Origin of the sequence: Caulobacter sp. 17J80-11, assembly GCF_014349105.1 — a bacterium.
Lineage (GTDB): Bacteria > Pseudomonadota > Alphaproteobacteria > Caulobacterales > Caulobacteraceae > 17J80-11.
The window spans coordinates 103929-124527 of sequence record NZ_JACSJI010000009.1; the positions used below are offsets into that span (position 1 = coordinate 103929).

The 20599-nt window shown below is 70.7% G+C and carries 21 protein-coding genes; 12 read left to right on the forward strand and 9 right to left on the reverse strand.

Annotation, left to right across the window (positions count from 1 at the left end; all coding sequences use genetic code 11):
- Nucleotides 1-26: 26 nt before the first annotated feature.
- Together H8B08_RS11215 and radC are read left to right on the forward strand one after the other, a co-directional pair.
- On the forward strand, nucleotides 27-1682 hold the full coding sequence (locus tag H8B08_RS11215; protein WP_370545458.1) for an FAD-dependent oxidoreductase: 1656 nt from the start codon (nucleotides 27-29) through the stop codon (nucleotides 1680-1682).
- Between the two features lie 49 nt (nucleotides 1683-1731).
- Nucleotides 1732-2535, forward strand: a complete 804-nt coding sequence (gene radC / locus H8B08_RS11220; protein WP_187450285.1) for a DNA repair protein RadC — start codon at nucleotides 1732-1734, stop codon at nucleotides 2533-2535.
- A 55-nt stretch (nucleotides 2536-2590) separates the two neighbouring features.
- Here the strand turns inward: radC and H8B08_RS11225 are convergent, their stop codons facing one another.
- Nucleotides 2591-3232 (reverse strand): glutathione S-transferase family protein, encoded by a 642-nt coding sequence (locus H8B08_RS11225; protein WP_187450346.1) that lies wholly within the window; start codon nucleotides 3230-3232, stop codon nucleotides 2591-2593.
- A 66-nt stretch (nucleotides 3233-3298) separates the two neighbouring features.
- Nucleotides 3299-4021 (reverse strand): Stf0 family sulfotransferase, encoded by a 723-nt coding sequence (locus H8B08_RS11230; protein WP_187450286.1) that lies wholly within the window; start codon nucleotides 4019-4021, stop codon nucleotides 3299-3301.
- Between the two features lie 43 nt (nucleotides 4022-4064).
- Between H8B08_RS11230 and purB the strand changes: the two genes are divergently transcribed.
- Both purB and H8B08_RS11240 read left to right on the forward strand, forming a co-directional pair.
- Nucleotides 4065-5372, forward strand: coding sequence for an adenylosuccinate lyase (purB, locus tag H8B08_RS11235; RefSeq protein ID WP_187450287.1), 1308 nt, complete (start codon nucleotides 4065-4067; stop codon nucleotides 5370-5372).
- A 1-nt stretch (nucleotide 5373) separates the two neighbouring features.
- Nucleotides 5374-6105 carry a 2OG-Fe(II) oxygenase family protein gene (locus tag H8B08_RS11240; protein ID WP_187450288.1) on the forward strand — a complete coding sequence of 244 codons (732 nt, stop codon included), beginning with the start codon at nucleotides 5374-5376 and terminating at the stop codon, nucleotides 6103-6105.
- A gap of 7 nt (nucleotides 6106-6112) precedes the next feature.
- Here H8B08_RS11240 and H8B08_RS11245 read toward each other — a convergent pair whose 3' ends face one another.
- Nucleotides 6113-6436: a DUF1476 domain-containing protein gene (locus tag H8B08_RS11245; RefSeq protein WP_187450289.1), complete on the reverse strand. Its 324-nt coding sequence runs from the start codon at nucleotides 6434-6436 to the stop codon at nucleotides 6113-6115.
- 232 nt (nucleotides 6437-6668) lie between these two features.
- Between H8B08_RS11245 and purC the strand changes: the two genes are divergently transcribed.
- The 3 genes from purC to purQ all read left to right on the forward strand — a co-directional run bounded on the left by purC (nucleotide 6669) and on the right by purQ (nucleotide 8420).
- Nucleotides 6669-7424 carry a phosphoribosylaminoimidazolesuccinocarboxamide synthase gene (gene purC / locus H8B08_RS11250; protein ID WP_163262465.1) on the forward strand — a complete coding sequence of 252 codons (756 nt, stop codon included), beginning with the start codon at nucleotides 6669-6671 and terminating at the stop codon, nucleotides 7422-7424.
- A gap of 86 nt (nucleotides 7425-7510) precedes the next feature.
- On the forward strand, nucleotides 7511-7750 hold the full coding sequence (purS, locus tag H8B08_RS11255; protein ID WP_163262467.1) for a phosphoribosylformylglycinamidine synthase subunit PurS: 240 nt from the start codon (nucleotides 7511-7513) through the stop codon (nucleotides 7748-7750).
- A 4-nt stretch (nucleotides 7751-7754) separates the two neighbouring features.
- Nucleotides 7755-8420, forward strand: a complete 666-nt coding sequence (gene purQ, locus H8B08_RS11260) for a phosphoribosylformylglycinamidine synthase subunit PurQ (RefSeq protein ID WP_187450290.1) — start codon at nucleotides 7755-7757, stop codon at nucleotides 8418-8420.
- 65 nt (nucleotides 8421-8485) lie between these two features.
- Here purQ and H8B08_RS11265 read toward each other — a convergent pair whose 3' ends face one another.
- From H8B08_RS11265 to H8B08_RS11275, 3 genes are read right to left on the reverse strand one after another with little or no spacing between them, the layout of a single operon-like run.
- Nucleotides 8486-8701 carry a hypothetical protein gene (locus H8B08_RS11265; RefSeq protein WP_187450291.1) on the reverse strand — a complete coding sequence of 72 codons (216 nt, stop codon included), beginning with the start codon at nucleotides 8699-8701 and terminating at the stop codon, nucleotides 8486-8488.
- A 2-nt stretch (nucleotides 8702-8703) separates the two neighbouring features.
- The gene (locus H8B08_RS11270; RefSeq protein WP_187450292.1) at nucleotides 8704-9387 is read right to left on the reverse strand and encodes a hypothetical protein; all 684 of its coding nucleotides are present in this window, start codon (nucleotides 9385-9387) and stop codon (nucleotides 8704-8706) included.
- A 14-nt stretch (nucleotides 9388-9401) separates the two neighbouring features.
- Nucleotides 9402-9716: a hypothetical protein gene (locus H8B08_RS11275; RefSeq protein WP_187450293.1), complete on the reverse strand. Its 315-nt coding sequence runs from the start codon at nucleotides 9714-9716 to the stop codon at nucleotides 9402-9404.
- A 202-nt stretch (nucleotides 9717-9918) separates the two neighbouring features.
- Between H8B08_RS11275 and purL the strand changes: the two genes are divergently transcribed.
- Both purL and H8B08_RS11285 read left to right on the forward strand, forming a co-directional pair.
- Nucleotides 9919-12120, forward strand: a complete 2202-nt coding sequence (gene purL, locus H8B08_RS11280) for a phosphoribosylformylglycinamidine synthase subunit PurL (protein ID WP_187450294.1) — start codon at nucleotides 9919-9921, stop codon at nucleotides 12118-12120.
- A 103-nt stretch (nucleotides 12121-12223) separates the two neighbouring features.
- Nucleotides 12224-14056 carry a hypothetical protein gene (locus H8B08_RS11285; protein WP_187450295.1) on the forward strand — a complete coding sequence of 611 codons (1833 nt, stop codon included), beginning with the start codon at nucleotides 12224-12226 and terminating at the stop codon, nucleotides 14054-14056.
- A gap of 4 nt (nucleotides 14057-14060) precedes the next feature.
- Here the strand turns inward: H8B08_RS11285 and H8B08_RS11290 are convergent, their stop codons facing one another.
- Nucleotides 14061-14750 carry a hypothetical protein gene (locus tag H8B08_RS11290; protein WP_187450296.1) on the reverse strand — a complete coding sequence of 230 codons (690 nt, stop codon included), beginning with the start codon at nucleotides 14748-14750 and terminating at the stop codon, nucleotides 14061-14063.
- Between the two features lie 131 nt (nucleotides 14751-14881).
- Between H8B08_RS11290 and H8B08_RS11295 the strand changes: the two genes are divergently transcribed.
- The 3 genes from H8B08_RS11295 to fghA all read left to right on the forward strand — a co-directional run bounded on the left by H8B08_RS11295 (nucleotide 14882) and on the right by fghA (nucleotide 18584).
- Nucleotides 14882-16399 carry a M20 family metallopeptidase gene (locus tag H8B08_RS11295; protein ID WP_222934423.1) on the forward strand — a complete coding sequence of 506 codons (1518 nt, stop codon included), beginning with the start codon at nucleotides 14882-14884 and terminating at the stop codon, nucleotides 16397-16399.
- Nucleotides 16400-16596: 197 nt separating this feature from the next.
- Nucleotides 16597-17706 (forward strand): S-(hydroxymethyl)glutathione dehydrogenase/class III alcohol dehydrogenase, encoded by a 1110-nt coding sequence (locus H8B08_RS11300; protein WP_187450297.1) that lies wholly within the window; start codon nucleotides 16597-16599, stop codon nucleotides 17704-17706.
- Nucleotides 17706-18584, forward strand: a complete 879-nt coding sequence (gene fghA, locus H8B08_RS11305; protein ID WP_187450298.1) for an S-formylglutathione hydrolase — start codon at nucleotides 17706-17708, stop codon at nucleotides 18582-18584. Before H8B08_RS11300 ends, fghA begins: the two co-directional genes overlap by 1 nt.
- A 30-nt stretch (nucleotides 18585-18614) precedes the next feature.
- On the opposite strand, the gene H8B08_RS11310 is transcribed toward fghA, so the two are convergent.
- Nucleotides 18615-19133 carry a DUF3617 family protein gene (locus H8B08_RS11310; RefSeq protein WP_187450299.1) on the reverse strand — a complete coding sequence of 173 codons (519 nt, stop codon included), beginning with the start codon at nucleotides 19131-19133 and terminating at the stop codon, nucleotides 18615-18617.
- A 151-nt stretch (nucleotides 19134-19284) separates the two neighbouring features.
- Complete coding sequence (locus H8B08_RS11315) at nucleotides 19285-20529, reverse strand: NRAMP family divalent metal transporter (RefSeq protein WP_370545459.1); 1245 nt, start codon at nucleotides 20527-20529, stop codon at nucleotides 19285-19287.
- Nucleotides 20530-20599 lie beyond the last annotated feature (70 nt).

Sequence of the window (20599 nt, forward strand, 5' to 3'; positions counted from 1 at the left end):
CAGGCGCACTTCCGGGTCGATGAGGCGTGGTCGACCTGCCCCCCACCCTCGCCGCCCGCCGCGACCAGATGTTCCCCGTCTTCGACGCGGCGGAAATCGAGCGGCTGAGCCGCTTCGGCGAACCGCGGCGCTTCCGGGCGGGCGAGGCCCTGGTGTCGGAAGGCCAGGTGGGGCTCGGACTCAACCTGATCCTCTCGGGCGGCGTGAGGGTCAGCTACCGCGACGCCGCCGGTCAGGAACGGGAGGTCGCCACCTACGAACGCGGCGGATTCACCGGCGAGGTCGGCCAGCTTGCCGGGCGTCCCGCCCTGGTGACCATCCGGGCTACGGCGGACACCGAGGCGGCGGCCATTCCGCCCAAGCAGCTCCGGGCGCTGATGATCGAGGAGGCGGACCTGGGCGAGCGCGTCATGCGCGCCCTGATCCTGCGCCGGGTCGCCCTGCTGGAGGTCGGCGGCGGCGGCCCGATCATCGTCGGCCCCGAGGGGCATCCGGACGTGGTGCGGCTGGAGGGCTTTCTGGCCCGCAACGGCCACCCGATGCACCACCTCGACCCGGGCGGCGATCCCACCGCGGCGCAGATCATCGAGCGCTTCCACCTGCAGCCCGACGAGCTGCCGATCGTGCTTTGCCCGGACGGGCAGCTGCTGCGCAATCCGACCGAGGGCCAGCTGGCCCGCTGCCTCGGCCTGGTCGGGACGCTGGATCCCGACAAGGTCCACGACGTGGTGGTGGTCGGCGCGGGTCCCGCCGGCCTGGCCTCGGCCGTCTACGCTGGCTCGGACGGGCTGTCGGTGCTGGTCCTGGACTGCCGCGCCTTCGGCGGCCAGGCGGGCGCCTCGGCGCGGATCGAAAACTATCTCGGCTTTCCCACCGGGATCACCGGCCTGGCCCTGATGGCCCGGGCCTACACCCAGGCCCAGAAGTTCGGCGTGGAAGTCGCGATCCCCGACAAGGTCGTCAGGCTGGCCGCCGCATCGGACGGAACCTTCACGGTCGACTTGGCCGACGACGAGCGGGTGCGCGCCCGCACCGTGGTGATCGCCAGCGGCGCCGCCTACCGCCGGCTGCAGACGGTGGAAACCGACGCGTTCGAAGCGGCCTCGATCCATTACTGGGCCTCGCCGCTGGAGGCGCGGCTGTGCTGCGACCAGGAGGTGGTGCTGGTGGGCGGCGGCAATTCGGCCGGCCAGGCCGCGGTGTTCCTGTCCCAGCACGTGGCCAAGGTCTGGATGCTGATCCGCCGCGACCGACTGGACGAGCGGATGTCCAGCTACCTGGTCGAGCGCATCGCCGCCCGGCCGAACGTGGAGGTCGTCCCCCGCTCGGAGGTCTGCGGCCTGGTGGGACACGCCGGCGTGCTGGAGGCCGTGCGCTGGCGCGACGTGCGGACGGGTGCGGTGACCGAACGGCCGGTGCGCCACCTGTTCCTGTTCATCGGAGCCGAGCCGGAGACGGCGTGGCTGGCGGGCTCGGGCGTGGCGCTCGACAACCGCGGCTTCGTGGTGACCGGGACCGACGCGGCCCATCCACTGGAGACGAGCCTTCCCGGGGTTTTCGCGGTCGGCGACGTGCGCTCGGGCTCGATCAAGCGCGTGGCCGCCGCGGTCGGCGAAGGCGCGCAGGTCGCCGCCGCCGTCTACGCCCACCTGGCCCGGACGCGCCGACCTGAGCCCGCCTAGACGTTCCACGTTTGTTCCGGCATGATCGCGCCAGACTTGGGAGGCGGTCATGGGGCGTGCGTCGGGTCTGGCGGAGCAGAGTGCGAGGGACGTGGTCGGATGCGCGACGGCGCCGTTCGAGCTGGTCGCGCCGGCCGCCCCGCCGCCCACCCACGCCCAGAGCACCGCCGGCCATCGCGAGCGCCTGCGGGCGCGGGCCCACGCCGCGGGGCTGGAGAGCCTGCCCGACTATGAGCTGCTGGAGCTGTTCCTGTTCCGCTCGATTCCGCAGCGGGACGTGAAGCCGCTGGCCAAGGCGCTGCTGGCCCGGTTCGGCTCCCTGGCCGCCGCGCTGGCCGCCCCGGTCGAGGCCCTGACCACCGTCTCGGCGCTGGACGCCAAGGGCAAGGTCCTGAAGATCGGGCCGGAGACGGCGCTGGACCTGCGCGCCCTGCACGACGTGGCCCGCCGGGTGGCGGCCGAGCCGGTGAAGAAGCGCGCCGTGATCTCGTCCTGGACCGCGCTGTTGGCCTATCTGAGGGTCGCGCTGGCGCATGAGACGCGCGAGCAGTTCCGCGTCATTTACCTCGACAAGAAAAACCAGCTGATCGCCGACGAGGTGATGCTGCGCGGCACGATCGACCACGCGGCGGTCTATCCGCGCGAGGTGGCGCGCCGGACGCTGGAGCTGTCGGCCGCGTCGCTGATCCTGGTGCACAACCACCCGTCGGGCGACCCGACACCCAGCCGCGCCGACGCCGACATGACCAAGATGATCGTCGACGCCATGCGCGTTCTGGGCGTCGGCGTGCACGACCACCTGGTGGTCGGCCGCGACGGCGTCGCCAGCCTGAAGGCGCTCGGGCTGATGTGATCCGCGCCTTCGTGGCCGGCGACGAGACGGCGCTCTATCGCGAGAAGGGCCTGCTCTAGGCCGCCTTTGCGTCCTCCAGCGCCGCGCGTTCCCACTCCAGGAAATCCGGCTGCTCCAGCAGGGTCTCGACGTAGGCCCCGGCCGCGCCGGTGTCGCCGTAGTCGCTCATCACCAGGCCGTAGGTCCGGATGCGGGTGGCCACCGGCGTGTAGAAGGCGTCGGCGATCGACCACTCGCCGAACAGGAACGGCCCGCCCTGGCCGAAGCGGGCGCGCATGCCGCCCCACAGGGCGGACAGCCGCCGCAGGTTCGCCGCCGTGGCCTGCGAGACGTCGATCTTCACCCGCTTGGACAGATCCATCGGGCACTCGCCGCGCAGGGAGGCGAAGCCGGCGTGCATCTCGCAGGCGGCGGAACGCGCAAGAGCCCGGGCGATCGGGTCCTTGGGCCACATCTGAACCTGCGGGAAGGTCTCGGCCAGGTACACGCAGATCGCCATGGAGTCCCAGATCACCTCGCCGTCGACCTTCAGCGCCGGGATCATGCCGCTGGGCGAATGCTTCTGGATCTGGGCGGGCGTGTCCTCGCGGTTCAGGCGCACCAGGGTCTCGGTGAACGGCGCGCCCGTGCGCTTCAGCACCAGCCAAGGCCGGAGCGACCAGGAGGACAGGTTCTTGTCGCCGATCACCAGTTCCAACATGAGCCTCGCCTTTCACCGAACGTCGTTTCGGTTCTAGTCGCGACGGCGCGCGACGCAACCCGGTCAGAACGCATCGACGAAGCCGAGGTCGCCCCGCTCGCGCAGAAACCTTTCGCGCCAAGCCTCGCTGGCGGCGTCACGCTGGACCCGCACCGAGACCTGCGACGCGTCCAGCGCCGGCGCCTCGGTCACCCCGACCAGGCGGGCGACCGCGTGAACGGCCGCTTCCGGCGCCGCGACCACGTCCTCGTAGGCGAGCTCCAACGGCGTCACGCCGTTGCGGGCGAAAAACAGCCGCCAGCGCGCCTCCTCGACGACGACCCGGCGCAGGCAGTCGGCGATCAGGTCCGCGTCGTAGGCGGGCGTGCGCGCGTCGGCCGCGTCGGCGCGAAAGGCGCCGGTCTGGTCCGCCCGCGCCCAGGACAGCGCCTGGCCCAGCAGGTCGCGCCGGCGCAGGTGCACGAACCGCAGGCCGGGCAGGACGTTCGCCCACGGCAGGCCCAGCGCGTCGGACTGGAAGGCGAAAAGCTTCAGCCCGTAGATTCCGTTCGGCGTGCGGCCGTGGCGGACCACCGCCTCCAGCTGGCGACGGGGCTCGTCCGGGTAGTCGGGAATGTCCCAGGTCCGCCGCCCCGGACCGTTGAAATACTCCAGCGGGCGGCCCAGCACGCCGGTCGAGGCCAGCACCTGGCACAACAGATTCGTCCCCGCGCGCGGGGCCGCGCACACGGCGTAGCCGCGCAGCTCCGCGACACTCGGCCCGCCCGTTTCGTCCGGAAGTTTCACGGCCGAGATTGACACGCGGCGCTCCTCTTCTAATCAGCGCGCCATGATCCCTCGTTACGCCCGCCCCGAAGCCGCCGCCATCTGGTCGCCTGAGACCAAATACAAGATCTGGTTCGAGATCGAAGCCCACGCCGCCACGGCCATGGCCGAGCTCGGCGTGATCCCCAAGAGCGCCGCCGAGGCGATCTGGGCCAAGGGCAAGGACGCCAGCTTCGATTCCGACCGCATCGACGAGATCGAGCGGGTCACCAAGCACGACGTCATCGCCTTCCTGACCCATGTGGCGGAAATCGTCGGAGACGAAGCCCGGTTCCTGCACCAGGGCATGACCTCCTCGGACGTGCTCGACACCTGCTTCGCCGTCCAGCTGGTCCGCTCGGCCGACCTGCTGATCGAAGGCGTCGACAAGGTGCTGGTCGCCATCAAGCGCCGCGCGCTGGAGCACAAGTTCACGCCGTGCGTCGGCCGCAGCCACGGCATCCACGCCGAGCCGGTGACCTTCGGCCTGAAGCTGGCCGGCTACTACGCCGAGTTCGTGCGCGCCAAAAAGCGCCTCGAGACCGCCCGCGAGGAAGTCGCCACCTGCGCCATCTCCGGCGCGGTCGGCACCTTCGCCAACGTCGACCCGCGGGTCGAAGCCTACGTCGCCGAGAAGATGGGCCTGGCCGTGGAGCCGGTCTCCACCCAGGTGATCCCGCGCGACCGCCACGCCGCCTACTTCGCGGCGCTCGGCGTGGTCGCCTCCTCGGTCGAGCGGCTGGCGGTGGAGATCCGCCACCTGCAGCGCACCGAGGTGCTGGAAGCGGAAGAGCCGTTCGATCCGGGCCAGAAGGGCTCGTCGGCCATGCCGCACAAGCGCAACCCGATCCTGACCGAGAACCTGACCGGCCTGGCCCGCCTGGTGCGCTCGTCGGTGGTGCCGGCCATGGAGAACGTCGCCCTCTGGCACGAGCGCGACATCAGCCACTCGTCGGTGGAGCGCGGCATCGGCCCGGACGCCACCGTCCACCTCGACTTCGCGCTCCGCCGCCTGGCCGGGGTGATGGAGCGGCTGAACGTCTATCCCGAGAACATGGCCAAGAACCTCGACCGTCTGGGCGGGCTGGTGCACTCTCAGCGCGTGCTGCTCGCCCTGACCCAGAAAGGCATGAGCCGCGAGGATTCCTACGCGGCCGTCCAGCGCAACGCCATGAAGGTGTGGCGCGGCGAAGGCGCCTTCCTGGACTTCCTGAAGGCCGACCCGGAGGTCAGCGCCAACCTGACCGCCGCCGAGCTCGAGGCCGTGTTCGACCTCGACTACCATACCAAGCACGTGGACACGGTGTTCGCCCGCGTGTTCGGGGACGCCTGAGGTGACGGCCCTGCGCCTGAACCCCGCGCTGGAGGTCGAGGCCTACGCCGAGACCTTCGCGCGCGAGGGCGTGGTGCAGATCCGCGACGTGCTCGAACCCGAAGCGGCCGAGCACGTCGCCGCCATGCTGAACAACGCCATGCCCTGGGAGATGGCGCTCTCCAACGCCATGGGCGGCGACGAGACCCTGTCCCGCGACGCCCTGGCGGCCCTGGGCCGCGACGGGATCGCGCGCAAGCTGCAGGACGTCTCGGCCCGCGCCGCCTCCGGCTTCGCCTACGTCTATCTCTGCTACCCGATGATCCGCGCCTACGTGCAGCGGCGCGATCCGGGCCACCCGATCCATCAGGTGACCGAGTTCATCAACAGCCGCCCGTTCCTGGACTTCGGGGCGGCGGTGATCCGGGCGGCCGCCGTCACCAAGGCCGACGCCCAGGCGACCTTTTACCGGCCGAACGACTTCCTGACCCTGCACGACGACCGCACCGACCAGACCGCCGGCACCGCGCGCCGCAAGGCGGCCTACACGCTGGGCTTCACCCGCGGCTGGCGGCCGGACTGGGGCGGCCAGCTGCTGTTCCACGACGACGCCGGCGAGATCGCACGCGGCCTGACCCCGGGCTTCAACATGCTGACCCTGTTCGGCGTGCCGCGCATGCACTCGGTGGCCCCGGTCGCGCCCTACGCGGCCGCCCCGCGCCTGTCGGTGGTCGGCTGGCTGCGGGACGACTGAGTCGGCGCTAAAGGCCCGAGCGGATCTGCTCGCGCGCCTGGGCCAGCAGCTCGTCCATCTTCTGGTGAAGCACCGCTTCCGGCACCGCGACATTGGACGCGGCCAGGTCCTGGATGACCTTGCGGGCGACGTCGTCCTCGCCGCTGCGCCCCACGTCGGCGCGGACCAGGACGGCGGCGTACTGTTCGGCGCTCTCGGGCGACAGCCCCATCCGCTCCGCCGCCCACAGGCCCAGCAGCCGGTCGCGGCGCGCGTGCGCCTTGAACTCGACCTCCTGGTCGTGGGCGAACTTCGCCTCGAAGGCCTGCTCGCGCTCGTCGAAGGTCGTCATCCGCCTCTCCGCAGGGTGCCCCGATCGTTAACCTGAACCTCTCGAGCCTGCGGCGCAACGCCACGACGACAGGTCGCGCCGTTTGCGCCCCGTGCCCCGTTCCGTTAGTTTGATCCCGGCCCTATATACGTGTCGAGGCCGATTCCGGAGCGCGCGCCGTCCAGACGGAAATCTGGGGCCGCGCGTTTTTGTTTCCGGAGACCGACACCCCTCCCCGGGGAAGCGAATTCAAATGACCCGCCGCAAGAAAATCTACGAAGGCAAGGCCAAGATCCTCTACGAGGGTCCGGAGCCGGGCACCCTGATCCAGTACTTCAAGGACGACGCCACCGCGTTCAACGCGCAGAAGAAGGCGGTTCTGGAAGGCAAGGGCGTCATCAACAACCGCATCAGCGAGTATGTGATGACGCGGCTGAACGCCATCGGCGTGCAGAACCACTTCATCAAGCGGCTGAACCTGCGCGAGCAGCTGATCAAGGAAGTCGAGATCGTCCCGCTCGAGGTCGTGTGCCGCAACGTCGCGGCCGGCTCGCTGGCGACCCGCTTCGGCCTGCCGGAAGGCCAGCAGCTGCCCCGCTCGATCATCGAGTTCTACTACAAGAACGACAAGCTCGGGGACCCGCTGGTCACCGAAGAGCACATCACGGCGTTCAACTGGGCCCAGACCCAGGAGATCGACGACATGCTGGCCATGACCCTGCGCGTGAACGACTTCCTGTCGGGCATGTTCGGCGCGGTCGGCATCACCCTGGTGGACTTCAAGATCGAGTTCGGCCGCGTGTTCGAAGGCGACTTCAGCCGCGTCATCCTGGCCGACGAGATCAGCCCGGACAGCTGCCGGCTGTGGGACACCGCCACCAACGAAAAGCTCGACAAGGACCGCTTCCGCCGCGACCTCGGCAACGTCATCGAGAGCTACACCGAGGTGGCCAAGCGCCTGGGCATCATGAAGGACATGCCGCGGGTGATCGAAGGCGGCGTGGGCTAACAGCCCCGCCGCGGTCCGCAAGACTTCCCGCGCCGCCTCCCCGCGGCGCTTCCGGCGCATCCGCCGACCGACGAACGGAGTTTGAGGTGAAGGCCAAGGTCCACGTTTTCCTGAAACCGGGCGTGCTGGACGTCGAGGGCAAGGCGGTCGAGGGCGCCCTGCACGACCTCGGCTGGTCCGGCGTCGGCCACGTCCGCGTGGGCAAGACTATCGAGTTCGACTTCGACCACGCCGACAAGGCGAAGGCCGAAGCCGAGATCAAGTCGATGGCCGAGCGCCTGCTGGCCAACACGGTGATCGAGAGCTACCGGATCGAGGTGGCCTGAGCCGATGAAAGCCGCCGTCGTCGTTTTTCCGGGTTCCAACTGCGATCGTGACTGCAAGGTCGCGGTCGAACGCTCCACCGGCGCCCCCGTCGAGATGGTCTGGCACCAGGAGACCGCCCTGCCGTCGGGTCTCGACCTGATCGTGCTGCCGGGCGGCTTCTCCTACGGGGATTACCTGCGCTGCGGGGCCATGGCCGCCCAGTCGCCGGTGATGCGCGCCGTGAAGGCCGAGGCCGAGCGCGGCGTGGCCGTGGTCGGCATCTGCAACGGCTTCCAGATCCTGTGCGAGGCCGGCATGCTCCCCGGCGCCCTGCTGCGCAACTCGGGCCTGAAGTACGTCTGCAAGCCGATCGAGCTGGAAGTCACCAACGCCCAGACCCGCTTCACCTCGGGCTACCGCGAGAAGCGCCACGTGATGATGACCCAGGGCAACGGCGAGGGGAATTTCTTCGCCGACGAAGCCACCCTGGATCGCATCGAGGGCGAGGGTCAGGTCGTGTTCCGCTACGTCGAGAACCCGAACGGCTCGGCCCGCGACATCGCCGGCATCGTCAACGAAAAGGGCAACGTGCTGGGCATGATGCCCCACCCGGACCGCGCCTTCGAAGCGGCCCTGGGCTCGGCCGACGGCGCCGCCCTGTTCCAGAGCGTGATGGCCTCGGCCGCCTGAGGCGCTGACCGAACTTGAAATCGGAAACCCCGGCGCGCCGCTCGGCACGCCGGGGTTTTTGCTTTTCAGGCGATCGGCGCGGCCGCCCGGGTCCTGAGCCGGTTCCAGAGCGCCACGGCTTCGGCCGCCAACGGCTGGAGCCACGACGTGTCCGGCGCGGTGCGCCAGGCGCGCCGCTCCTGGACGAACGGCGCGTTCAGCCGGCGCGCGCCCCAGTTCTCGAAGCGTACGATCTGCGGCCGGGCGGCGGCCGCCCGGGCGGTGCCGCGACGGCCGAACACGACTACTGCCGCTTGTCCGGGCGACGCGGCCGCGGCTCAGGCGGGGGCGGCTCGCCGCCAGGCATGTCCTCGCGGACGTGGTATTCGCGCCGGGCGTCGCGCTGCATGCGCAGCTCCTCCTCGCCCATGCCCAAGCCCTGCTGGCGCATGCGCGTGGAGCTCACCTCCGTCGGGTTGTACAGGTCGTCCGCCGGCTCGCCGGTACGATCGCCTTTCCATTCGCGCCGCGCGGAGGCGCGGTCCCGTTCATGATCGTCTCTGCCGGCGCTCATCTCGGCGGCTCCTTGCTGGGGCGCGACCACGTTCGGCGCGGGCGCGCCGCCAAGGTCGGCGTCGGCCCGGGCGACCACGGTGGTCACACCGGGCTGGTCGGGACTGAGGCTGCCGGCCGCATCGCCGGGATCGCGGTCGCGGATCTCCGCCTCGGTGCGGAATTCGTAGCCGGTCTCCAGCGGCCCGCCGCTGACCTCGCCGGGCACGATCAGGTCGTCCGGGTCCACTTCCGGATCGTCGATCTCGAACACGCCCGGGTCGTCGAACTCGACGCCGCCGACGTGGCGGGCGCTGCCGGCGAAGACCTGGTGTTCGCTCTCCATCGCCTCTTCAGCCGCCCGGCGCTCGAACGCGCGGCGCTCTTCGGGGCTGTCCAGGTCGGGGGTCTGCGGCAGGTCGGGAAGATGCGGCATGGTTTGACCTCTCCTCAGCCCGCGCCCGGGTCGACTTCGTCGCCCTCGGGGCCGCACACGATCGCGCCGCTGCGATTGATCGCCGGGGTCGAGCCGACCCGCTTGTCCTGGTGAGCGCGGCATTCTTCTTCGAAATGCTGGGCCATGGCCGAGGCGCCGACGTCGTCGGCCGCGATGTCGACCTCTTCGGCGTCGCCGCCGGCGCCGCCGTCGACGTCCGAGGCGAACACCTTCTCCTCGCCCGGGGCCTTCTCGTTCTGATGGATGTCGCGGCCGTACGGCGACGCCGCATGGCCGCCGGAGGACTGGTCTCGGACGTCCGGACTCATCACAAAAACTCCATACACACCCCCCGCGGCCCTCCTCCGACAGGCAGTTCCGCCTCCCGGAGTAGGGCCGCAGATTCATAAGCTTGTGGTCCGGCCTCACCCCAACAGCCGGGGACCACCTGTTGGGGCCGGACCACATGGGTGAAGCGCGCGAGCGAGGCGCCCTGTTCCCCGGCGTCTGAATCCGCTAATTCGCCCGGCCATGACCTCAGCCGCCCCCGCCAAGACCAGCGCCGAGCTCGCCGCCGAGTTCGGTCTGAAGCCCGACGAGTACGCTCTGATCCTGAAGCGCCTGGAGCGCGAGCCCACCCTGGTGGAGCTCGGCGTGTTCAGCGTGATGTGGAGCGAGCACTGCTCCTACAAGTCCTCGCGCGCCCACCTGCGCAAGTTCCCGACCTCCGGCCCCAAGGTGATTCAGGGCCCCGGCGAGAACGCCGGCGTGGTCGACATCGGCGACGGCCAGGCGGCCGTGTTCAAGATGGAGAGCCACAACCACCCGTCCTACATCGAGCCCTACCAGGGCGCGGCGACGGGCGTGGGCGGCATCATGCGCGACGTCTTCACCATGGGCGCGCGTCCCGTCGCCCTGCTGAACGCGCTGCGCTTCGGCGATCCGAACCATCCGAAGACCAAGCGCCTGGTCGCCGGCGTCGTGGCCGGCATCGGCGGCTACGGCAACTGCGTGGGCGTGCCCACCGTCGGCGGCGAGACCAACTTCCACCCCGGCTGGAACGGCAACATCCTGGTCAACGCCATGTGCGTGGGCCTGGCCGACGCCGACAAGATCTTCTACTCGGCCGCCCCGGCGGCCGGCCTGCCGGTGGTCTACTTCGGCTCCAAGACCGGCCGCGACGGCATCCACGGCGCGACCATGTCCTCGGCCGAGTTCAGCGAGGACTCCGAGGAGAAGCGGCCGACCGTGCAGGTCGGCGACCCGTTCGCCGAGAAGCTGCTGATCGAAGCCACGCTGGAGCTGATGGCCTCAGGCGCGGTCGAGGCGATCCAGGACATGGGCGCCGCCGGCCTGACCTCCTCGTCGGTCGAGATGGCCGGCAAGGGCGGCGTCGGCATCGAGCTCGACCTCGACGCCGTGCCGCAGCGCGAAGAGAACATGTCGGCCTACGAGATGATGCTGTCGGAGAGCCAGGAGCGCATGCTGGCGATCCTGAAGCCCGGCCGCGAGGCCGACGCCCACCGCATCTTCTCCAAGTGGCACCTCGACGCCGCGGTGATCGGCCAGACCACCGACACCGGCCGCATCGTGCTGCGCCACAAGGGCGAGGTGGTCTGCGACCTGCCGCTGGCCCCGCTGGCCGACGACGCGCCGCTGTACGAGCGTCCGTTCGTGAAGCCGACCCCGCCGGCCCGCCTCGACCCGAAGCAGGTCCCGGCCCCGGCCGACTGGAACGACGCGGTGCTGAAGCTGATGAGCACCCCGGACATGGCGTCCAAGCGCTGGATCTGGGAGCAGTACGACCGCCACGTCATGGCCGACACGGTCGCCGACAGCGCCACCGGCGCGGACGCCGGCATCGTGCGCGTGCACGGCACCAAGAAGGCGCTGGCCGTGGTCTCCGACTGCACCCCGCGCTACGTGCAGGCCGATCCGTACGAGGGCGGCAAGCAGGCGGTGGCGGAAGCCTGGCGCAACCTGACCGCCGTCGGCGCCGACCCGATCGCCATCACCGACAACCTGAACTTCGGCAATCCCGAGCGTCCGGAGATCATGGGCCAGATCGTCAGCGCGATTGAAGGCATGGCCGAGGCCTGCCGCGCGCTCGACTTCCCGGTCGTGAGCGGCAACGTCAGCCTCTACAACGAGACCAACGGCGTCGCCATTCCGCCGACCCCCACGGTCGGCGCGGTCGGCCTGATCCCCGACTACGACCTGCGCGCCGGCTTCGGCGGGCTGAAGGACGGCGACACCCTGGTGCTGATCGGCGACAGCAAGGGCGAGCTGGGCCAGTCGATGTACCTGCGCGCCCTGTTCGGCCGTGAGGAAGGCGCCCCGCCGCCGGTCGACCTGGCGATCGAGAAGAAGCACGGCGACTTCGTGCGCGGCCTGATCCGCTCGGGCCGGGCCAAGGTGGTGCACGACCTGTCGGACGGCGGCCTGGTCGCCGCCGCGGCCGACATGGCGCTCGCCGCCAACGTCGGCGTGACCCTGATCGCCACCTCGACCGAGCACGCCCACCCGTTCCTGTTCGGCGAAGACCAGGGCCGCTACCTGATCGCCACCCGCGACGCCGACGCCCTGCTGGCCGAGGCCAAGGCGGCGGGCGTGCACGCCATCGTGGCCGGGGAGGCCGGCGGCGACGCCTTCGCCTCGCGCGAGCTGTTCAGCGTGCCGCTGGCCGAACTGCGCAAGGCCCACGAAGGCTGGATGCCGGCCTACATGGCCTGAGGCCCCCAGTCGGACTGAAACGCGAGGAAGCCGCCGTCGGAAGACGGCGGCTTCTTTCGTTTGGGGGGCGGCCCTATGTTCGGCGCGAGCGGGGAGAGCGTGCGTGCAGGGCGAGTCGACGGAAACCGAGGCGGCGTGGGCGCCCCCGCCTGAGACCCTGGCCGCGCAGTTGCAGGCCGAAGGCGTGCCCGCCTGGCTGCCGAAAATGGTCGCCGAGCTCCGCAACAGGCTGAACCCGTCGGACGAGGCCCGGCTCGCCTATGGCCTGACCCAGCGCGCGCAGGCGTGGTCCGCCTTCGACGCGGCCGCCTGGGACCGGCTGGAGAGCGGCCTGCGCGCCTTCACCGAAAGCAATCCCAAGGCCGTCGCCGAGCGCCTCATAGACCGGCTGCTGGCCGGAATCGACGTGGAGTCCGGGGCGCGGCGGCGGCTGTGGGATCGCGACACGGACGCGCAGATTTCCCACACCATCACCCTGCTGGGCCGTCTTGGCGGAAATCTGTCGCTGGCGCAGCCGCGTTGGGCCGGCCGGTGGGCGCGGGACTGGTCGGACGCGCACTTCCACCGCGCCAAGCGGGAATGGCGCGACGCCGATCCGGCCGGGGTCGAGCGGGCCTTGGCGCTGACCCGCGCCGCGGCCGTCGGAATCGCCGCGGCGGCGGTCGCCGCCCTGCCGCGTCCAAGATCTCCGTTGCGGGGCGTGGCCCACGGGTTCGCGGGCCTTCGCGACCTGGTCGAGGGCAAGCAGACGCTGGAAGACCTGCGCCGCTGGCGGGCCGTCGTCTTGGCCGGGCGCGCGGGCGTGCGCCAGGCGGCCGCGCGGGCGCGCGAGGACGCGAGATCGGTGCGGACGCAAGAAAACGCGCTGCTGGCGGTGGACGCCGCCGGCTGGGCCGCCTGGGCGACGGAGCTGTCGCGAAGCGGCGGGCACATGATCCACGCGACGTTGGGCGCCGACCTCGCCCGCGAGCAGGCGCGCGCCGAAGCGGCGGTACGACTGATCGACGTGCTGGTCCGGGCGATGGACGCGGCGGCCGGCCTGTCCCCCGCCCCGCCGGCGCCGAGCCCGCCGACGCTGGAGGAGATCGAGGTCGCCGAGGAAGAGCGCGAGACGCGCGAGCACCGGCCGTACGCGCGGGAATGCGCGAACCCGGGCCCGGACCCCACACGCGAGCAGCGCGTGGTCCTGGCCGAGCGCCTGGTGGCGAACGGCGCGGTCGTCGCGGCGACGCGCCGGCCGGCCTTCCCGCTGAAAACCGAAGAGTGGTGGTGTCCGCTGGCCGTGTTCGGCTGGGACATCTACGACGAGAACCTCTGCCCTGACGATCTCATGCCGGGCTGGCTGGCCGATCTGGCCATGAAGCTGGGCGAAGGCTTGGGCGAAGACGGGCAGGCCGAGCTGTGCGCCGGCCTCGTGGCCCGGGCGCGCGCCTGGCCGGCCCTGGACGCCGCCGCCTGGGAGCGGATCGAACTCGACCTGCTGGACGCCGCGGTGGCGCACGCCGAAGCCGCGGCCGCGAACGCGCCGCGCGCCGAGCCCCGCTGGCGCATGTACCTGGACGCGCTCCGGCAGATGCGCTCGCGAGACGAGATCACGCGCTGGGAAGGCCGCGACGCCCTGGGCGTCATCCCCGGCCGGGGCCCGGCCGCGACGGAGGCGCGCCTGCTGGCCCGCGCCGACGCGCGCGTCGCCGCGCTCAACGCCGCCGACCGGCGCGATCCCGACAAGGCGCGCAGCCACAACTGCGCCTGGGCGGTGAAGATGGCCGCCGAGGCCGCCGGCCAGGCGGCCTGGGCCGCGCGCATGGGCAAGGGCGCGGTGATGCGCGCGAGCCAGGCCCGCTGGTCCTACGACAAGGCCCGCCGGGAAACCTGCCGGGCATTTATGGCCCGGCTGTTCGAGCGGATGGACGCGGAGCTCGCCGCCGCGAACTGAGGGCTCAATGGTCCCCTTCGCGCAGCCAGTGCGCGGTGGGCGTCGTGGCGTCCAGCCCCTCGCTGGCCTTCGCCGCGGCGCGCAGCGCGTCCTGGGAAGAGGTCGTGCAGTTGTTCTCGACCATGGTCATGCCCGCGAACGGCGCCTGGGTGGCGAAGGCCGGCTTCTCGCCGTCCTTGGCCGGGGGCGGCGGCGGCCCGCACTGCACCGGCCAGACGCTCATCTGGATCACCCGGCCCTGGTCGTCGAGCGTCGGCCGCAGGCCCATGTAGAAGTACGCCTTGGGCTGGTCCGGCTTCTCCTCCCCGAGCTGGCCGATCATCGGATCGCCGGCCACCAGCAGGAAGCCGCCCTCCTCCTTCCACTTGCCGTCCTCGAAGGTCGAGACTCGCCCGTCGCGCAGGATCGCGTACTCCCAGGACTTCTTGTCGGCGTCGTAGTGGCTGAGGGTGTCGCCGCGGACCAGGAACCAGTTGGCGCACTTGGGCCAGCTGGTGACCGGCCGCGTCTCGTCGAACCGGCAGTCCTTCTCCTTGCCGCCCACCCAGATTCCTTCGCGCAGCGGGGGCGTCGGCGCGGCGTCGGCGGCCGTGAACAGCGGCGCTTCGGTCGTGACCAGGTTGCAGGCCGACAGCAAAAGGCCGGCTGAGAAAGCGAACGCTAAGCAGACGACACGCTTCCATGGGCTGGCCATGACCGTCTCCTCCGAGCGAGACGGCAAGGGAGCGACGTCGCGGCACCAACTGTCAAGCTTGTCGCACCTCCCTCGACGAACGCGGATCGATCGGCCTAGATGGGCGCCGTCGCCGCCAGGGAGCCTCCGCCATGATCGACGCCGCCAAGCTGCAGGGCTTCGTCCACGGCGTGTGGCGCGACGAGATCGTGCCGACCCTGACCGACTACATCCGCATTCCCAACAAGTCGCCGCACTTCGACCCGCAGTGGGCCGAGCACGGCTACATGGATCAGGCGGTCTCGCTGCTGGAAGGCTGGGCGCGCGCCAAGATCGCGAGCGTCCCGGGGGCCAGCCTCGAGGTGGTGCGCCTGCAAGGCCGCACGCCGGTGATCCTGATCGAGATCCCCGGGACCGGGCCGGAGACCGTCCTCCTCTACGGCCACCTCGACAAGCAGCCGGAGATGAGCGGCTGGGCCGAGGGGCTGGGGCCGTGGGTCCCGGTGCTGAAGGACGACAAGCTCTATGGCCGCGGCGGCGCCGACGACGGCTACGCCATGTTCGGGGCGCTGGCCGCCATCCTGGCCCTGCGCGACCAGGGCGTCTCGCACGCCCGCTGCGTAATCCTGATCGAGGCCTGCGAGGAGAGCGGCAGCTACGACCTGCCCTTCTACGTCGACCATCTGGCCGCCCGCATCGGCGAGCCGTCGCTGGTGGTGTGCCTGGACTCGGGCTGCGGAAACTACGACCAGCTGTGGCTGACCACCTCGCTGCGCGGCCTGATGGGCGGCCAGCTGACGGTGAAGGTGCTGACCGAAGGCGTGCACTCCGGCGACGCCTCGGGCGTGGTGCCCTCCAGCTTCCGCATCCTGCGCCAGCTGATCTCGCGCCTGGAGGACGAGACCACCGGCGAGATCCGCCCCAAGGAGCTGTGGGTCGACATCCCGGCCGAGCGGGTCGAGCAGGCCAGGCGCGCCGCCGCGTCGCTGGGCGACGAGGTGTGGACCAAGTTCCCGTTCGAGGCCGGGATGAAGCCGGTGACCGCTGATCCGGCCGAGCTGGTGCTGAACCGCACCTGGCGCCCGCAGCTGGCCACCGTCGGGGCCGAGGGCCTGCCGCCGTCGGCCAACGCCGGCAACGTGCTGCGCCCGTTCACCTCGGCCAAGCTGAGCGTCCGACTGCCGCCCACGGCCGACGCCGGGAAGGCCGCCGCCGTGGTGCAGAAGCTGCTGACCGAGAACCCGCCCTACGGCGCTGTGGTCACCTTCGAGGCCGAGCAGGCCAACCCCGGCTGGAACGCCCCGCCGCTGGCGCCGTGGCTGGAGGAGTCGGTGCAGAAGGCTTCGCAGGCGGCGTTCGGCGCGCCCGCGGCCCTGATGGGCGAAGGCGGCTCCATTCCGTTCATGACCATGCTGGGCGAGAAGTTTCCCAAGGCCCAGTTCCTGATCACCGGCGTGCTGGGCCCGCAGTCCAACGCCCACGGCCCCAACGAATTCCTGCACGTCCCGACCGGCGAGAAGGTCACCCAGGTGGTGGCCATGGTGCTGGCCGACCACCACGCCCGCACCGCGCCCGCCAAGGCCGCGCCGACCGCGACCCCGGTCGGCGCCGGCGCGCCCCAGCCGAAGGCCCGCGGCGGCCTGTTCGGCGGACTGTTCGGGAAGAAGTGAACCCGCCAACGATCGTCACCCTCGGGCTTGTCCCGAGGGCCCATCGTTCCGTTCGCGCCAAGCCTGACCATGGGCCCTCGGGACAAGCCCGAGGGTGACGCCGTATTTGCGGCGGCGCCGCCGTCCCTACCCGTTGACGTTGTCCCGCGGCGCGGGCCATCTGCCGGCCGTCGTTCGCCGAACCAGAGAGCCCGCCCATGAAGACCCGCGCCGCCGTCGCCTTCGAAGCCAAGAAGCCGCTGGAGATCGTGGAAGTCGACCTGGAGGGGCCGAAGGCCGGCGAGGTGCTGGTCGAGATCAAGGCGACGGGGATCTGCCACACCGACGCCTACACCCTGGACGGCCTAGATTCCGAAGGCCTGTTTCCCTCGATCCTGGGCCACGAGGGCGCGGGCGTGGTGCTGGAGGTCGGGCCGGGCGTGACCTCGGTGAAGCCGGGCGACCACGTGATCCCGCTCTACACGCCCGAATGCCGCGAGTGCAAAAGCTGCCTGTCGCGCAAGACCAACCTGTGCACCAAGATCCGCGCCACGCAGGGCAAGGGCCTGATGCCGGACGGCACCAGCCGCTTCTCCTACAAGGGCCGGCCGATCTACCACTACATGGGCTGCTCGACCTTCTCGAACCATACGGTCCTGCCCGAGATCGCGGTGGCCAAGATCCGGCCCGACGCCCCCTTCGACAAGGCCTGCTACATCGGCTGCGGCGTGACCACCGGGGTCGGCGCGGTCGTGAACACCGCCGGGGTCGAGCCGGGCTCGAACTGCATCGTCTTCGGCCTGGGCGGCATCGGCCTGAACGTGATCCAGGGCCTGAAGATGGTCGGCGCGGACAAGATCGTCGGCGTCGACATCAACCCGGACAAGGCCGAGTGGGGCGCCCGCTTTGGCATGACCCATTTCGTCAACCCGAAGGACGTTTCCGGCGACCTGGTCGCCCACCTGGTGGCCCTGACCGACGGCGGCGCGGACTACACCTTCGACTGCACCGGCAACACCGACGTCATGCGCACGGCGCTGGAAGCCTGCCACCGCGGCTGGGGCGAGAGCGTGATCATCGGCGTGGCCGAGGCCGGCAAGGAGATCTCCACGCGCCCGTTCCAGCTGGTCACCGGCCGCGTCTGGAAGGGCTCGGCCTTCGGCGGCGCGCGCGGCCGCACCGACGTGCCGAAGATCGTCGACTGGTACATGGACGGGAAGATCGAGATCGACCCGATGATCACCCACGTCCTGCCGCTGGACCGCATCAACGAGGCCTTCGACCTGATGCACGCGGGCGAAAGCATCCGCTCGGTGGTTGTCTTCTAATGACGATCGAAACCCTCGCCCAGCATCGCGTCTTCGGCGGCACCCTGAACTACTGCCGCCACTTCAGCACCGCGACCGGCGTGCCGATGCGGTTCTCGGCCTTCGTGCCGGCCGGCGAGGGTCCCTTCCCGGTGGTGGTCTGGCTCTCGGGCCTGACCTGCACCGAGGAGAACTTCACGGTGAAGGCCGGCGCCTACCGCGCCGCCGCACGCTACGGCCTGATCGTGGTCGCGCCGGACACCAGCCCGCGCGACGAGGGCGTGGCCGACAGCCCCGACTACGACCTGGGCCAGGGCGCCGGCTTCTATGTCGACGCCACCGAGGCGCCGTGGGCGCCGCACTTCCACATGTGGTCCTACGTCACCCAGGACCTGCTGAAGGCGGTGGACGCCAGCTTCAACACCCTGCCGGGCGCGCGCGGGATCTTCGGCCACTCCATGGGCGGCCACGGGGCGCTGACCATCGCGCTGCGCAATCCGGACCTGTTCAAGTCGGTGTCGGCCTTCGCGCCGATCGTCTCGCCGACGCGCTGCGCCTGGGGCGAGAAGGCGTTCACCGCCTATCTCGGCCCGGACCGTTCGGCCTGGCGCGCGCATGACGCCACCCTGCTGATCGAGGACGGCGTCGGCGCTGGCGCCTTCGACGACATCCTGGTCGATCAAGGCGACAGCGACCCGTTCCTGAAGGAGCAGCTGAAGCCGGAGCTGCTGGCCGAGGCCTGCGAAAAGGCCGGCCAGAAGCTGACCCTGCGCATGCAGCCGGGCTACGACCACAGCTACTTCTTCATCCAGACCTTCATCGACGACCACCTGGCCTTCCACGCCGCGCGCCTGGGCGGCGACGGCGTGAAGCTGAGCGGCCGGGTCGAGGTGCAGTAACGCTCTCTCCTTCGGGGAGAGGCCAAAGCCTCATTCGATCTCGTCACCCGGTTTCACGCCCGCCGGGCAGGGCCCGGTCCATTGGCCCTTGGCGCGGATCTCACCGGCGTCGATCTTGCCCTGAGGCGTTTCGGCCCCGACCGACATCTTCATGTCGAACGCGGTCTCCGAGCCGTGCCAGACCACCGTCAACAGGGACTTCACGCCGCCCCCCTGCTCGCAGACGGCCGTCACGACGAACCCGCCCGCCTTGAGCCCTTGAGTGAACTTGCACTCCGGCGTGTCCCGGCGCGTCAGGATCTCGCGCAGTTCGCGCGTGCCCTCTTCGCCGACGCATTGCTTCTCGACCTTCGTGGTCTTGCCGCGGTCTTCGGTGCTGGTCACCTCCCACAGCCCGGATCGCACCTTCGGCAGGCCGGCGGCGTCCAGCACCACCCCGGCAGGGGCCGCCTCGGTCGAGGTCGACGCCTTGTCGGCGGGGGCGTCGGCCTTGCGGTCGCAGGCGGCCAGGGCCAGGACGGCGGCGGAGAGCAGGAACAGGCGGCGCATACGAGCTTCCAAGCGAGGGGCGTCCAGGATTGGAAGCCGGTCGCCGATGGCTCGCGCGCCCGCCGCGCCCGCTCCAGCCGGTTTGCGGCCAGGCCCGGCGCAGGCGCGACCAAGCGCGCTCCTGGTCGAGGTGCAGTGATCGCCGACCGCGTCAGAAGGCCGTGAGGAAGAAGATCGCCGTCGCGGCGGCCATGACCGCCGTCGCGGCCCACCCAAAGACGGTCGCCCGCCCCGGCAGGGTGAGCCGGCCCATGGCGCGGCCGTTACGCGCGATCAGCATCATCACCACCATCAGCGGGGCGGCCAGCACCCCGTTCACCACGGCCGCCCAGTAGAGCGCGCGCGCGGGGTCGACGCCGAAGAAGTTCAGCGACGCTCCCAGCAAGGTGGTGACGGCGATGGTGGCGTAGAACAGCCGGGCCTTGAGCGGCTTGGCGTCCAGGCTGCCGGCGACCCCGACCATCTCGGTCACCGCGTAGGCGGCCGACCCCGCCAGCACCGGCACGGCCAGCAGACCCGTGCCGATGATGCCTACGGCGAACAGGGCGAAGGCGAAGGGGCCGGCGATGGGCCGCAACGCTTCGGCCGCCTGCGCCGAGGTGGTGATGTCGGTCACCCCGTTCGCGTTGAGGGTGGCCGCGGTGGCGAAGACGATGGCGACAGAAATGACGGTGCTGAACGCCATCCCCGTCAGGGTGTCGACGCGGATGCGCCGGAACTCCGGGCCGGCCTCGCGCGGGGTGACGCACAGCGGCTTGGCGTGATGCCGGTGCTGCTCCTCGATCTCCTGCGCGGCCTGCCAGAAGAACAGGTAGGGGCTGATCGTCGTGCCCAGGATGGCCACCATCGCCATGGCGTAGGCGGCGTTCCACTGGATTTCCGGGATCACCAGCGCGCTCAGCGCCCGCCCCCACGGCACGCCCGCCACCGCCACCACCGCGACGTAGGAGAACAGCGACAGCGTCGTCCATTTCAGGACCGCTGAGTAGCGGGCGTAGTTCAGCGTGACCTCCAGCACCACGCAGATCATGCCGAACATGATCGTGAACGCCGCGCCGCCCCCGCCCAGCAACAGCGCCAGTGCAGCCCCCATGGCGCCGAGATCAGCGCCCAGGTTGACGACGTTGGCGACCAGCAACAGCAGCACGACCGCCCAAAGCAGCGGCCGGGGATAGTGGCGGCGCAGGTTCCGAGCGATGCCCGCGCCCGTCACGCAGCCGATGTGCGCGGCCACCTCCTGGATGGCCACCATCAGCGGGAAGCTGAACACGAAGGTCCAGGCCAGGCCGTACCCGAACTGCGCCCCGACCTGGCTGTGCGTGCCGATGCCGCTCGGGTCGTCGTCGGCCGCGCCCGTGACGAGGCCCGGGCCCAGTTGTTCGAAGAACTTGCGCACTCGGGCTCCGGCAGGAGCGCTCACGGTCAACGCCATACCGACCCCCAAGTCTGGCGGGCCGCAGGATTGC